The organism is Pasteurella dagmatis (assembly GCF_900186835.1).
GTDB classification, from domain to species: Bacteria; Pseudomonadota; Gammaproteobacteria; order Enterobacterales; family Pasteurellaceae; genus Pasteurella; species Pasteurella dagmatis.
In genome coordinates this window covers 1,517,466-1,531,099 of sequence record NZ_LT906448.1, presented here as the reverse complement: position 1 = coordinate 1,531,099, position 13,634 = coordinate 1,517,466, and the positions used below count along the sequence as shown (strand labels likewise).

10 protein-coding genes are annotated in these 13,634 nt (G+C 37.9%); 5 read left to right on the top strand and 5 right to left on the bottom strand.

Going from position 1 to position 13,634, the window contains the following annotated elements:
- The first annotated feature begins 60 nt into the window (after nt 1–60).
- The 4 genes from CKV78_RS06970 to groL all read left to right on the top strand — a co-directional run bounded on the left by CKV78_RS06970 (nt 61) and on the right by groL (nt 4,281).
- Nucleotides 61–1,629, top strand: a complete 1,569-nt coding sequence (locus CKV78_RS06970; RefSeq protein ID WP_005763310.1) for an AbgT family transporter — start codon at nt 61–63, stop codon at nt 1,627–1,629.
- 147 nt (nt 1,630–1,776) lie between these two features.
- A complete protein-coding gene (locus tag CKV78_RS06965) occupies nt 1,777–2,241 on the top strand; it encodes an FxsA family protein (RefSeq protein ID WP_032855360.1) in 465 nt (154 codons plus the stop codon).
- 91 nt (nt 2,242–2,332) lie between these two features.
- Nucleotides 2,333–2,623 (top strand): co-chaperone GroES, encoded by a 291-nt coding sequence (locus CKV78_RS06960; protein ID WP_005763306.1) that lies wholly within the window; start codon nt 2,333–2,335, stop codon nt 2,621–2,623.
- A gap of 17 nt (nt 2,624–2,640) precedes the next feature.
- Nucleotides 2,641–4,281 carry a chaperonin GroEL gene (gene groL, locus CKV78_RS06955; RefSeq protein ID WP_005763304.1) on the top strand — a complete coding sequence of 547 codons (1,641 nt, stop codon included), beginning with the start codon at nt 2,641–2,643 and terminating at the stop codon, nt 4,279–4,281.
- Nucleotides 4,282–4,332: 51 nt separating this feature from the next.
- On the opposite strand, the gene CKV78_RS06950 is transcribed toward groL, so the two are convergent.
- From CKV78_RS06950 to CKV78_RS06935, 5 genes are all read right to left on the bottom strand, one after another.
- Nucleotides 4,333–5,718, bottom strand: coding sequence for a hypothetical protein (locus tag CKV78_RS06950; protein ID WP_005763302.1), 1,386 nt, complete (start codon nt 5,716–5,718; stop codon nt 4,333–4,335).
- Nucleotides 5,715–9,926: an AAA domain-containing protein gene (locus CKV78_RS06945; protein WP_197696245.1), complete on the bottom strand. Its 4,212-nt coding sequence runs from the start codon at nt 9,924–9,926 to the stop codon at nt 5,715–5,717. The genes CKV78_RS06950 and CKV78_RS06945 overlap by 4 nt, the downstream gene beginning before the upstream one ends.
- Entirely contained in the window at nt 9,833–10,681 is an 849-nt protein-coding gene (locus CKV78_RS10575; RefSeq protein WP_005763299.1) for a nuclease-related domain-containing protein, read from the bottom strand. Before CKV78_RS10575 ends, CKV78_RS06945 begins: the two co-directional genes overlap by 94 nt.
- A 348-nt stretch (nt 10,682–11,029) precedes the next feature.
- On the bottom strand, nt 11,030–11,905 hold the full coding sequence (ygfZ, locus tag CKV78_RS06940; RefSeq protein WP_032855477.1) for a CAF17-like 4Fe-4S cluster assembly/insertion protein YgfZ: 876 nt from the start codon (nt 11,903–11,905) through the stop codon (nt 11,030–11,032).
- Nucleotides 11,906–11,912: 7 nt separating this feature from the next.
- A complete protein-coding gene (locus CKV78_RS06935; RefSeq protein ID WP_005763295.1) occupies nt 11,913–12,776 on the bottom strand; it encodes a YicC/YloC family endoribonuclease in 864 nt (287 codons plus the stop codon).
- A gap of 130 nt (nt 12,777–12,906) precedes the next feature.
- Here CKV78_RS06935 and rph point away from each other — a divergent pair, with 130 nt between their 5' ends.
- Nucleotides 12,907–13,623: a ribonuclease PH gene (gene rph / locus CKV78_RS06930; RefSeq protein ID WP_005763293.1), complete on the top strand. Its 717-nt coding sequence runs from the start codon at nt 12,907–12,909 to the stop codon at nt 13,621–13,623.
- Nucleotides 13,624–13,634: the final 11 nt, after the last annotated feature.

The following is a 13,634-nucleotide window of genomic DNA, read 5'->3' as shown; positions in this document are numbered from 1 at the left end:
TTAATTCGTGCAAAAAAACATCAAATTATTTGTGCCAAGTAGAATATAGAAGGATTAAATATGAAGACAACTCAACAAAAAAAGGGTAGTAAATTTCTTAGTACGGTGGAATGGCTAGGAAATATGTTGCCACACCCAGTAACGCTTTTTATGATCTTTATTGTGTTACTTTTAATTTCTTCCGCACTAGGTGAGTATTTTGGTTTAGCCGTGCCAGATCCACGCCCTGAAGGCGCTAAAGGTCGTGCCGCAGATGGTATGATTTATGTCGTCAGCTTACTTGATGCTGAGGGTTTGAGTAAAATTTTAACTAATTTAGTGAAAAACTTTACTAACTTCGCACCATTAGGCACGGTATTAGTGGCTTTATTAGGGGTTGGCATTGCAGAGAAATCTGGGCTTTTATCCGCAGTAATGCGTTTGTTAGTGACAAAATCACCACGTAAATTAACCACATTTACCATTGTGTTTGCAGGTATTCTTTCTAATACCGCCTCTGAATTAGGTTATGTGGTATTAATTCCATTAGCAGCAATTATTTTCCATTCATTAGGCCGACATCCATTAGCCGGTCTTGCAGCCGCATTTGCTGGGGTATCAGGTGGTTATTCGGCTAACTTATTATTGGGAACAATCGACCCATTGTTAGCGGGTATTACGCAACAAGCTGCACAAATTATTGACCCAACTTATACCGTAGGCCCTGAGGCAAACTGGTTTTTTATGGCAGCGAGTACGTTTGTGATAGCTTTCATTGGTTATTTCATTACTGAAAAAATCGTTGAGCCACAACTTGGGCCTTATAGCAGCACACTTTCACAAGAAGAGATCAATTTACAACATTCAAATGAAGTTACCCCACTTGAGCGCAAAGGTTTAGTTTATGCGGGTGTGGTATTCCTTGTAATTTGTGGATTGCTTGCTTGGACAGTCGTACCAGCTGATGGTATTTTGCGTGATCCAAAAACAGGTTTAGTCACAGGTTCTCCATTCTTAAAATCGATTGTGGCTTTCATCTTTATTTTATTTGCGATTCCAGGCACAGTGTATGGTGTCGTCACTAAGAGTATCCGCAGTGAGAAAGATGTGGTAAATGCGATGGCTGAAGCAATGAGTACATTAGGTTTATATCTTGTGATTATCTTCTTTGCATCACAATTCGTTGCCTTCTTTAACTGGACGAATATTGGTCAATATATTGCAGTAAAAGGAGCGAATGCTTTAAATGAAATGGGATTACATGGCGGAATTTTATTTATGGGTTTTATCTTAATCTGTGCATTGATTAACTTAATGATTGGTTCTGCATCAGCACAATGGGCGGTGACTGCACCAATTTTCGTACCAATGTTAATGTTGACAGGTTATTCACCAGAAATTATTCAAGCTGCGTATCGTATTGGTGACTCGGTGACTAATATTATTACACCAATGATGAGCTATTTTGGTTTAATTATGGCAACCGTGTTGAAATATAAGAAAGATGCTGGTGTAGGAACAATGGTATCAATGATGTTACCGTACTCAGTGTCATTCTTAATTGCGTGGTCATTATTGTTCTTTATTTGGGTGTTCGTATTGGGGCTGCCAGTTGGGCCAAATGCACCGATGTTTTATCCAGCACAATAGTGGTTTTTACTTAATTCATAAAGCTCGCATTGATTGTGAGCTTTATTGTTTTTATTTTCTTACAAAGTGCGGTTGAAATTTGAAGAGTTTGCTACTATTTATAGTAAACTAAACTACATGACTTTTTACTCTTTAGGATATCACAAAATGCCTTTAATTCTATTTCTGATTAGCGTGTTTTTATTTATTTACCTTGAGTTATCTTTATTGGTGTGGATTGGCTCAAGTATGGGAGTATTGGGATTAATTATTTTATTAATCTTATCCTCTTTAATTGGAATTTTTATGATTCGTGCACGTGGTTGGTATACTTTATTGAACGTGCAGAAACAACTTTCTCAGGGCGAAATTCCCGCACGTTCATTGTTAAAGTCAGGCATTTGGATTGTGGCTGGTGTACTTTTCTTTATTCCTGGTTTTTTAACAGATGTGATGGGATTATTACTTTTAACTACCCCAGCCACTTATTGGATTGAGTCATTCATTAGTCGAAAAATTCGTTTTTTTAGTAGTAAATTTTTTACCAAAAAGCACCGCACTTTTAACGAAACAGACGAAGTATTTGAAGCAGAATACGAAAAACAAGTGGATGATGATAAAAGAATAAAATAATTTTACTTTTACCCTTGAAACCTAAAAAAGCTCCCACATATTAGGGAAACGTTTAATTTTCATAACACATTTTTTATTAAGGAGTAATTCAATGAATATTCGTCCATTACACGACCGAGTGATCATCAAACGTGAAGAAGTTGAAACCAGATCAGCAGGCGGTATCGTTCTAACAGGTTCTGCTGCAACTAAATCAACACGTGCAAAAGTATTAGCTGTTGGTAAAGGTCGCATTTTAGAAAATGGTAGTGTTCAACCATTGGATGTTAAAGTTGGCGATACTGTGATTTTCAATGACGGTTACGGCGTGAAAGCAGAAAAAATCGATGGCGAAGAAGTATTAATTATTTCTGAAAACGATATTTTAGCGATTGTAGAATAAGAGAAGGAAGATAAAAAATGGCAGCAAAAGATGTTAAATTTGGTAATGATGCACGCGTAAAAATGTTAGCGGGCGTGAATATCCTTGCAGATGCAGTAAAAGTAACATTAGGCCCTAAAGGTCGTAACGTTGTTTTAGATAAATCGTTCGGAGCACCAACAATTACTAAAGATGGTGTGTCAGTTGCACGTGAGATCGAATTAGAAGATAAATTCGAAAATATGGGCGCACAAATGGTAAAAGAAGTTGCTTCTAAAGCTAATGATGCTGCTGGTGACGGTACAACGACGGCAACAGTATTAGCACAAGCTATCGTAAATGAAGGCTTAAAAGCAGTTGCGGCAGGTATGAATCCAATGGACCTAAAACGTGGTATCGACAAAGCTGTTGCAGCAGTAGTGACTGAGTTAAAAAACCTATCTAAACCTTGTGAAACCTCAAAAGAAATTGAACAGGTTGGTACGATTTCAGCAAACTCTGACAGTGTCGTTGGACAAATCATCGCACAAGCAATGGATAAAGTAGGTAAAGAAGGTGTTATCACTGTTGAAGATGGTACCGGTTTAGAAGATGAATTAGCTGTTGTTGAAGGTATGCAATTCGATCGTGGTTACTTATCTCCATACTTCATTAACAAACCTGAAACTGCAACGGTTGAGTTAGATAACCCATTTATCTTATTAGTAGATAAAAAAGTGTCTAACATCCGTGAATTATTACCAGTATTAGAAGGCGTTGCGAAAGCAGGCAAACCATTATTGATCATTGCAGAAGATGTTGAAGGAGAAGCGCTTGCAACGTTAGTTGTAAATACAATGCGTGGTATCGTGAAAGTAGCAGCAGTGAAAGCACCTGGTTTTGGTGACCGTCGTAAAGCAATGTTACAAGATATTGCTATCTTAACTGCTGGTACTGTGATTTCTGAAGAAATCGGTATGGAATTAGAAAAAGCAACGTTAGAGGATCTTGGTCAAGCCAAACGTGTTGTAATCAACAAAGACAATACTACGATTATTGATGGTATCGGTGATGAAGTTCAAATCCAAGCTCGTGTCGCGCAAATTCGTCAACAAATCGAAGAGTCTACCTCTGACTACGATAAAGAGAAATTACAAGAACGTGTAGCGAAATTAGCTGGCGGTGTAGCTGTAATTAAAGTTGGGGCAGCAACCGAAGTTGAAATGAAAGAGAAAAAAGCTCGTGTAGAAGATGCACTACATGCAACTCGTGCAGCCGTTGAGGAAGGTATTGTTGCGGGTGGTGGCGTTGCATTAATTCGTGCAGCAAGCAAAGTTGCGAGCCTTCAAGGTGATAACGAAGAACAAAATGTAGGTATCAAACTTGCATTACGTGCAATGGAAGCACCATTACGTCAAATCGTAACTAATGCAGGTGAAGAAGCATCAGTAGTCGCAAGTGCGGTGAAGAATGGTGAAGGTAATTTTGGTTATAACGCAGGTACTGAACAATATGGCGATATGATTGAAATGGGCATCTTAGATCCAACTAAAGTGACTCGTAGTGCATTACAATTTGCAGCATCTGTTGCAGGTTTAATGATCACTACAGAATGTATGGTGACAGATTTACCAAAAGACGACAAAGCTGACCTAGGTGCAGGCATGGGCGGAATGGGTGGAATGGGCGGTATGATGTAACCCCTCCCCAATAAATTAAAAAGGATTGAGTTTCGGCTCAATCCTTTTTTATTATGCTCTTTTAACAAGTAAACCTAAGTCTTTATTTTCATCACAAGAGTGTAATTGTGAGTTTAAATATTGTTCTACTAAGTTGGAAATATATTTAACTTTATCTTTATTTGTTACCATAAAACCAATCGGTAAAGTAACTGGATAGGAAGGTGATTTTGTATGGTAACAAACCACTGCAAATTTATCTTCTAAAAACAAAATTTCCGTATTACCGTCTAAAAAGCCTTCACAAAATCCATAGAGTACTTTTTCTGATTCTGATACATCTCTAAACTGATGCAACCATTCTTGCTTTTCACGATCATAGCGCTCAGATGGCAAAGGCAAATAAAGTCGGAAATCATAATTTTTTTCCTTTTGTTTATCAGCTAAAGATTGGATTTTATTGTGGATTTTTCGCTGTTTTCCCCAATAAATATCACTTGGAGCAAGCCAATATAGTTTTTTGGTTTGCTTCTTATCCAATTCATTCAAAATACCCTGTATTCGTTTGAATAACGCTTCTTGATGATAAATTTGCCCCAAAAAATACAAACCATTTTGCTGTTCAAATTGATATTGAGCCTTTTTAAATTCAATAATATCAAATCGCCCACCAAACAACACTTTTAATGTATCGTCATCACCTATTTCATCCATGCTTTGACGTAATTCACGCAAATTATCACCACGGGGAAATTGCCCCAATTTTTCCGTAATCGCTTGTTGGATATTATCTTGATAAATAACGGTTGGCACATCATGGCGTTCTTTGGATTCGCCTGTTTCAGGTAACAATTCAAATTTTTGCGTAAACCGAAAATAATCAGGTGAACCTTTTGGCTCGATGGCATCAATTTTATATAAAGCAATATCTTTTTCACTTAAATTGATGATGTCATCTTCCATCAATTGCCGAAAACTGTTTTGAAAAGTTTTTCGCACAATTTCATTGCTTTCGGACAATACTTTGGACTCAATTTCCAATTCAATGGCTTGTTGGCGGGCTTTATCGCAATCTTTTTTCTGCAAAAAATTATTATTTAATAACTCCATACGATATTCTCCACCAAATTCTTTTAATGTTGGAATTTGGGGCGAATCTTGTCCGTCATTTTGAAACAATCGTGAGCCTTCAGCAGACAGCTCAATCAAACCATCATCTCGCCAAGTAATCCATTTATTGTGTTCCAAATCAGCAAGAGCAATTTCGGTTTCATGTTGGTTAAAGCCAAAATATTTGGCAATTTGTGCAGGTTTACACGGTGTTACTTTCAACAGCCTCAACAAATACTCGCGCACAAATGCAACGCCTTTGTCGCTCATATAGGAAAATACAATTCGGAATCGCGGGGCTTTAACGACAAAATCTATTTGATTATAGGGTGTTTGTTGTTCACTCATTTTTTCGCTCCGTTTTTCAGAGTTTTAATAGCGTAATATTGCGGATGGGTTTGTTGTTGCATAAAACGTAACACCTTGGCTAATGGGGTTTTGCTGTTTTTTGGCTGTTCCCACACGGTTTTGGCACCGACAATTACCAGTTTATCCATCGCACGGGATAAAGCGACATTGATACGGTTGGGTAAATATAAGAAGCCTGTGCTGTATGTTTTATCGTGGCGGGTCAGCGATAAAATAATCACACGGTTTTCTTTACCCTGATAACTGTCCACACTGTCAATTTTGACGAAACGGCGAAAACGCTCATCCCAACTACGTTCATTGAATTTTTTGCGAATGAGTTTTTTCTGTTCCCCATACATACAAATCACGCCAATGACTTGTTCGCACTTATCCAAGCATTTTTGTACAACTTCGCTGTTCATAAACATTTCATCGTCTGCCAAATCCTGTAATACGCCAATAATCACATCGGCTTCAGCTCGATTAGACAAACTGCCACTTTTACCTTGTTCATGATAAGCATTGGGTAATGAAGTGGTATCCAACCAAGTCACACTGGCTTTGATTTTTTCAGGCAGCTTAGCATAAATATTGGGTACATCATTATCGGTTTTGCCGTTTTCCAAAACATTATTATAAAAACAAGCAGATACCAAACTACCAATCGCAGGAGCCATGCGGTATTGTGTTTTAAGCGTTGCACAAGTTTGCTTGCCGTATTCTGATTGGAATACCCGTTCAAAATCACTACCTAATGCTTGGTCTAATTCTTCGCCACGTTTGGAAATCCCCAAACGGCGGGCAAGTGCATTTTTGTGTTCATCTGAATACAAAGGCGGTAATTGTTTATGGTCTCCCACCAATAAAATGCGCGTGCCTGACTGCATGGCAATTGCCAATTCGCTGGAAATGGAACGCGCCGCTTCGTCCACAATGACCCAATCATAAATATTGTCTGCAATGCCAATATGTCTTTGTCCAATACCCACGCAAGTGCCAATCACAAGCTGACGGGAACGTGCCAAGAACTCATCATAATTGGTACGTTCATTGGAAAGCGCTTCCAACATATCTTGGGTTAAACCAATCAATTTCCCGGCTTGAACATCTTCTGCGGGTTGAATATTGTGTTTTTGGTTTAATTCACCAATCAATTTTGGCAAAATCTCATCAACCTCCAATAATTCACGCATGCCCATTGTTTGGGCTTGCTCTTTAATGCTATTTTCTAGCTTTTTGCGTAAACGCTTTTCGTCTTCATCAATATTATCATCTTTTGAATTTTTAATGATTTTTTCATAACGGCTGATTTGTGAGCCGATATCAAACATGATTTCCGCCCGCTCACGCAAATAGCTTTCAGGCAGCCCCATACTGCGCCCAAGCTGATAAATATTGCCAATTTTATTCACATTCAACTGCGCTTTTTTTTGCCCGACCAAATTCGGCGAGAACACATCTTCTAAAATTTCAGAATCCGCCACTTCACGGTTGCTAAACCGTACCAATTGCAAATCTGTTCCCAAGCGTTGGCAGTGCTTGCGGATGCGTTCGGCAGCGGTATTGACGGCTTCATGCGATTGACTAACCAACAAGATATTGCGAACTTTCTGTACATCAAACAAATAATGCACAAATGCAGCAATAAATTCTGTTTTTCCCGTTCCCGGCGGGCCTTGTAATAAAGATAATGGTCCATTGGCAATCAGTTTTTGGAAAGCGATACGCTGTGCTTCATTCAAACTTACGCCTTTTTCAGGTTGGTCGTAACGTTTAAATTCATCATCACTCACTTTAATAAAATAATTGTCCGCAGATAAAGCGCATTTTTCATCAAAATAATGAACCAAATTTTTAACTACGCCTTCACCATCTAAAATGCGTTGTAAAGCATTTTTACGGCGGGTGTAAGACGCTTTGTTTTGTTTGCTTTGCAAATAAACAGGCGTATCGGTTTGAATATTGCTTGCTGAATTGGTCAGATTTTTAGATTTGAGGTGTAATTCATTCAGTTGGCTTTTGGCAATATCCACCACACCATATTTAAAGATCTTTTCACCATCTTCACTTTTACCAATCGCTTCTACAATTTCATCACGTTTGAATTGGTCAATCGGATTAATTTCACCATCATACGGGATATAAATGTCGCCATTTTCCTTTTTTTGCAGTGCTTCACTTGCCGTGATTGATGGTAAAGCTTCTGTTTCGGTATCCAAAATTGCCTGCCAAAGTTTTTGAATGCTGGGACGTTGCTCAATAACAGTATCTACGGAATCAGTATCAACGACTTCGGTTTCAGTTTGAACCGCTTCAACTGCTTCAATTTGTTCTTTTTCAGGCTGTTTTAAGATATGTTCAGCGATAAATTGTTCAATAACTTGGGTAAATTGCTCATGATTGTTTAAAGCATCATTTAGTGCCTTTATGTCGCCGTAAGAGTCATAAACAATATTTAGTCCCAGTGTTAAACTCATCACACTGTTATCACGGTCTCGCCCGCTGATATAACTGCGTTCAATCGGTGGCAAAGCTTGAGTAAATTGCTTATCTCGTACCGAATAAAACGCTTTTAATACACCTCCCAAACCGATAAATTGTACCAACACATCATCTTTTTTGCTTTTCTCAAATTGAATAAACAACTCGCCATTATCAGGATAAATTTCAATTGGCGTAAACGAATTACGCCCACCCACCGTAATATTTATCATCGGCGTGGTTGGCTTTGGATTGAGCGCTTCTTTAAATCTGGCTAATGAAATAAAAGCCGTTTGATTATCTGAATATTCTTGTTGTATTAATCCAGCAATTTCAGGAAAATTTTCAGACGGTTGATTCCATGCTACGCCCAATAATTCACACGCCATTTTCATCACGGCAAAATTATCCCGCTGTTTTTCGGTGGCATGATCAAATTCTGGCGAATATTCGGTATTGAACTGGCTTTGTCCGCTTGGCGAGAAATCTAAAATATCCAAAATCTGAAGCCGAATATTGTCGCTATCAATCGTTACCAATACGTTGTCAGGTTTCAAATCACCGTGCGTAAAACCTAAGCTGTGCAAATGTTCAACATTTTGAACAAGCTGATTAATAAGCGTGAGCTTAAGCTCATCAGCCAAATTGATTTCTTGAGTTTTTTGCCAAGGTATACCGTTATCGATAAAATCGCTCACTGCAAATAGGCAGCCCGATTTTTTAGCAATACCGAATTCACGGATTTTCGGCACATAATCGGGCGACAATTTCGCCAGTTTCGCCATATTTTCCAGCCAATGCAAAACTACTCTGGCTTTTGAACTATCGGTCTGCGGGTCTGAATTTAACCACGCTTTAACCAATAAACCATTAGAGCGGTAAACTTCTTTTTCACTGGTTTCAACAATAAAATCATCGTCCTCACGATAGGCACGAGAATGGTTAATATCGTGGGTAAATGGCTCTAATTTTGAAAAATCAAATGAAAAATCTACTGATTGGTCAGGTCTGTTTTGATTAAAACTGTCCAAAAATTCTACCGCACTTTCAAAGGGTTTTTCGGACAATGCAACCTGCAATAAATCGCTATACCATTTTGTTTCTTCATTCAATCTTGTTTTCATATCGGTAATGCTGGCTGAGGAAATCCTCTCTGCTTTAATGATATGCCAAGCTAGCACTGCCAATGAACGTACATCATATTGATAGGGCGTAAGTTTGATGCCGTCTGAAAGTGAAAAAGCTTCTTTTGCCAAATCGCCGGATACTTCCAAAATTTCACGCACATCACCAACAGTTTGCTCTGACGGAAAGTAAGCGGTCGCAAAACCTGATAATGTAATTTTGTCATCTGCCGACAGCCAAATACTGTGTTCGCCCAAATCCCGATGAGCAATACCAATTTTATGTAATTGGGCAAATTTATCTAATAAAAGCTGAACTAATCCCAAACGGCGTTCTTGACTTAAATTTTCACCACTATGCCCGCCGACAAATTGATTAAAACGCTTTTGCTGAGGGAACAACTCAAATAAATCAATATGTTCAGCTGTAATCTCGCTTTTTTGCGGCGTGGTTTTATAGTTTAAACAAGCGTGATATAAGTCTTTATTTTTTAATTTGATATGGTTCAATACATCGTATTCGCGGCTGACCAAACGGTAACGCCCGTCTGGCGTTTGTGCTTCCGGACGGTTGATTTTAGTGAAATCCCAACGACGCAAAGAACTTGGTCTTGGTATTTTTTGTTTTCAGTTTGCGCAAGATATTCTTGAAAAATGTGTTTGGGGTGCGAAAAAATAGGTGTATCTTCAGCATAATAGCCACTTATATTGATAGAGTTGGGTTTGACAGTATTGCCACCAAAAATTTTATTATCAAAGATAGAAAAATCTTGATTTAAGGTTCTACTCTCTGGGTGTGGACGAAAACGTTTGTTAAATTTATGTTCGTTTTTAAGTTTAAGAAAATCCGCTAAAGTGAGAACATGTAGTTTTTCATTGTCGGGCAACTGACTAAAATCAGCATTACCTGTCATCACAACCAAAAAATGTACCTGTGGACTAAAACCTTTATTGGTAAATTGTTGTTTAAATTTATCCAGTTTCTTTTCCAGTAAAAACTGTTTATTTCGAGTAACAGAAACTGGTGAACGCCCCATATCTTTTTTGTTTAAATACCATTTATCTTTATCAGAGGTAATCACACCATTCCAATGCTTTAATTCCACAATCAACACATTGCAGTGTGTCACAATAACTAAATCAAATTCACCTTCTTTACGTTCTTTCACATCCGCAAAGCGGAACCCCGAATAGCCTCGCCAAGGGAAAATGGATTTTAATGCCTCTAATTCTTGTAATTCTTTCCCCTTGAAAGATTGGTTTACTTTTTCGGAATCTGAAAAAGCTTGTTTGATTTTTTCGATCGCTTTTACTTCGTGATCAGTTAAACCTCCATGCCAATATTTCACTTTCATGAATGTTCTCCTTTTATTATTTTCGTAATATGGAATATTCTACCAAGTTTACTGATTGTACAAATTAAATTTGACAGAATTTTATAAAAAGATAATTAAAATATCCTATTTAGGAGACAATTTATGATTATTTTTTCTTCTTCAAATACTCAAGTTGTTTATTTCGGTTTTATGAATTTTGCTAACAAAAATAAGATATGGACTAAGTCAATTTGTTAGGAGTTTTCTAGGAATATTAAATTTAGTGATTCTAGATAGTTATCATAAATCAAGTAAAAGTGTTAGAAATTTGAGCCTAAAAGTATAGGCTCTTTATTTTTGTGCTATCCATTAATATGCTTATACTAATTAATAAGGTAAAGGATATAAATTTAACGGGATATCTTCTGCTAAACGGAATTGGGTATTTTCTTCTAATTGGTTGTTTAGGACCACTTGTAGCCATAAAACACCTTCAATATTAACCGCACTTAACACAATACCGGTTTTACGCCAATTGTTTTCTAATTGCATTTCTACTTCGCTACCAATTTCTGGTGTTTCAATACTGTTACCAACGAGAGTAAACATTGCGCGTTTGTTTGCACCACGATATTTTGCACGAGCTACGATTTCCTGTCCTATATAACAACCTTTTTGGAAAGAAATCCCTTGTTCAATACTTTGTACGTTAAGTGCTTGTGGGATAAATTCACCTTGAGTTTGTGCACTCAGTAATGGCATTCCGTCTTGAATATCTAATAAATCCCAAATTTGATATGGCATATTCGGCGTGATATCCAATGAGGTTGGGTGAATTAATAACGTGCGTGGTTGCTGAGTTTGAATATCAATGCGAATTTGAGCATTTATATCGCTGAATGCTTTGCAGGTGGTTTCGCCTGCTAAGCCGATAATTTGCCAATTTAATTCTGTGAAGGTCACTTTTGAGAAAACCGCATATTTTTTCAAAAGATCAAGTGCGGTCGGTAAAAGTGATTTTTTGATTAATACATAGAAACATTGTGCTTCAGTGCGAATTAAACGGAATAATGACACCATCTTTCCTTTTGGATCACAATGTGCTGTTAAGGTTGTTTGCCCTATTTCAAGTTTTGTGACATCACAAGTCAATTGACCTTGTAGATATTTTTCTGCATCTTCGCCTTTGATTTCAATTAAGGTGTATTGTTGTAGTTGGCAGACAACGGTAGATTGTTGGGTTGTTAATAATGGATAGCTGATCATTCATTTACTCCAGATTTTGAATTTGCTCACGCATTTGTTCAATTAACACTTTTAATTCTACGGCAGAATTTGTCACTTCCGTATTGATGGATTTTGACGCAAGTGTGTTCGATTCACGATTTAATTCTTGCATCATAAAATCTAATTTACGTCCAACAGCCCCGCCTTTTTTCAAAATTGAATTGGTTTCTTTCACATGTAATTGTAAACGATCTAATTCTTCTGCGACATCAACTCGTTGTGCGAGTAATACTAATTCTTGCTCAAGACGTTGAGGATCAGGTTGTAATTGGACTTCTTCAAAACGTTGTAATAAACGCTCACGTTGCCATTGTAAAATTTCTGGCATTTTTGACCGCACTTTATCGGCTTCTACGCTGATTGCGTCTAAACGTTGTTTAATTAATTCTTGGAGTTTTTCACCTTCTCTTGCACGCATTGCAATGAAGTCATCGAGTAGGGAATCAAAGGCATTTAATAGCGCTTGGCTAATGACATCTAAATCTTGTTCAGGTACCTCAACAACACCAGGGTAACGTAATACATCGGTCAGATTGATTTCGCCCTCACCAGCTTGTGCTTTGAGCCACTGTAATGATTGAATGACTTGTTGTGCGAGATCTTTATTCAAATTTAATTCGGTTGTCGTTTGTTTTTTATTATCAATACGTAATGTACATTCAATTTTACCGCGGGTGAGTTTTTGACGTAGTTTTTCACGTAATGCATTTTCTAAACCACGAAATTGCTCAGGTAGACGGAAAAAAGTTTCGAGATAACGTTGGTTGACAGAGCGAATTTCCCATACCGCATCTCCCCAGTCTTGTTTTAACTCGAGGCGTGCAAAAGCGGTCATACTATAAATCATTTAAGAATCCTTAGCGTTATGAAGATAAAAATCAAATAGGGCTATTGTACTGTTAAATTTCGTTTCTGTCAGTTTGCGTGCTAAAATACTGCGAATTTTTTACTGAAAACAGAATAATGAGGAACCTCTAATGCGCCCAAATGAACGTGCTAATCATCAACCCCGCCAAATTAAAATTACTCGTAATTATACTAAACATGCTGAAGGCTCAGTATTAGTGGAGTTTGGTGATACTAAAGTATTGTGTACTGCAACGGTGGAAGAAAGTGTGCCACGCTTTTTGAAAGGGCAAAACCAAGGTTGGGTAACTGCGGAATATGGTATGTTGCCACGCTCTACTCATAGTCGTATGCAACGTGAAGCAGCAAAAGGAAAACAAGGTGGGCGCACAATGGAAATCCAACGTTTGATCGCTCGCTCATTACGTGCAATGGTGGATCTTGAAGCATTAGGTGAGCGTTCAGTTACATTAGACTGTGATGTAATTCAAGCTGATGGCGGTACACGTACTGCATCTATTACAGGTGCTTGTGTGGCTCTTTGTGATGCAATCAATGGTTTGGTAGCAAATGGCACGTTAAAAACTAATCCAATTAAAGGGCTAGTTGCAGCGATTTCAGTGGGTATCGTTGATGGTCAAGCTGTTTGCGATCTAGAGTATGTTGAAGACTCTGCCGCAGAAACTGATATGAATGTGGTGATGATGGAAGATGGTCGAATGATTGAAGTGCAAGGCACTGCAGAAGGCGAGCCGTTTAACCACGACGAATTATTAACTTTATTAGATTTAGCAAAACAGGGCTGTGAGACAATTTTTGTGGCACAACGTCAAGCATTAGCAGCGTAAATGGAGTCAAT

Excerpts from the sequence above, each read along its gene's own strand:
- CKV78_RS06970 (WP_005763310.1), top strand. The coding sequence starts at position 61 with ATGAAGACAACTCAACAAAAAAAGGGTAGTAAATTTCTTAGTACGGTG.
- CKV78_RS06965 (WP_032855360.1), top strand. The coding sequence starts at position 1,777 with ATGCCTTTAATTCTATTTCTGATTAGCGTGTTTTTATTTATTTACCTT.
- CKV78_RS06960 (WP_005763306.1), top strand. The coding sequence starts at position 2,333 with ATGAATATTCGTCCATTACACGACCGAGTGATCATCAAACGTGAAGAA.
- groL (WP_005763304.1), top strand. The coding sequence starts at position 2,641 with ATGGCAGCAAAAGATGTTAAATTTGGTAATGATGCACGCGTAAAAATG.
- CKV78_RS06950 (WP_005763302.1), bottom strand. The coding sequence starts at position 5,718 with ATGAGTGAACAACAAACACCCTATAATCAAATAGATTTTGTCGTTAAA.
- CKV78_RS10575 (WP_005763299.1), bottom strand. The coding sequence starts at position 10,681 with ATGAAAGTGAAATATTGGCATGGAGGTTTAACTGATCACGAAGTAAAA.
- CKV78_RS06935 (WP_005763295.1), bottom strand. The coding sequence starts at position 12,776 with ATGATTTATAGTATGACCGCTTTTGCACGCCTCGAGTTAAAACAAGAC.
- rph (WP_005763293.1), top strand. The coding sequence starts at position 12,907 with ATGCGCCCAAATGAACGTGCTAATCATCAACCCCGCCAAATTAAAATT.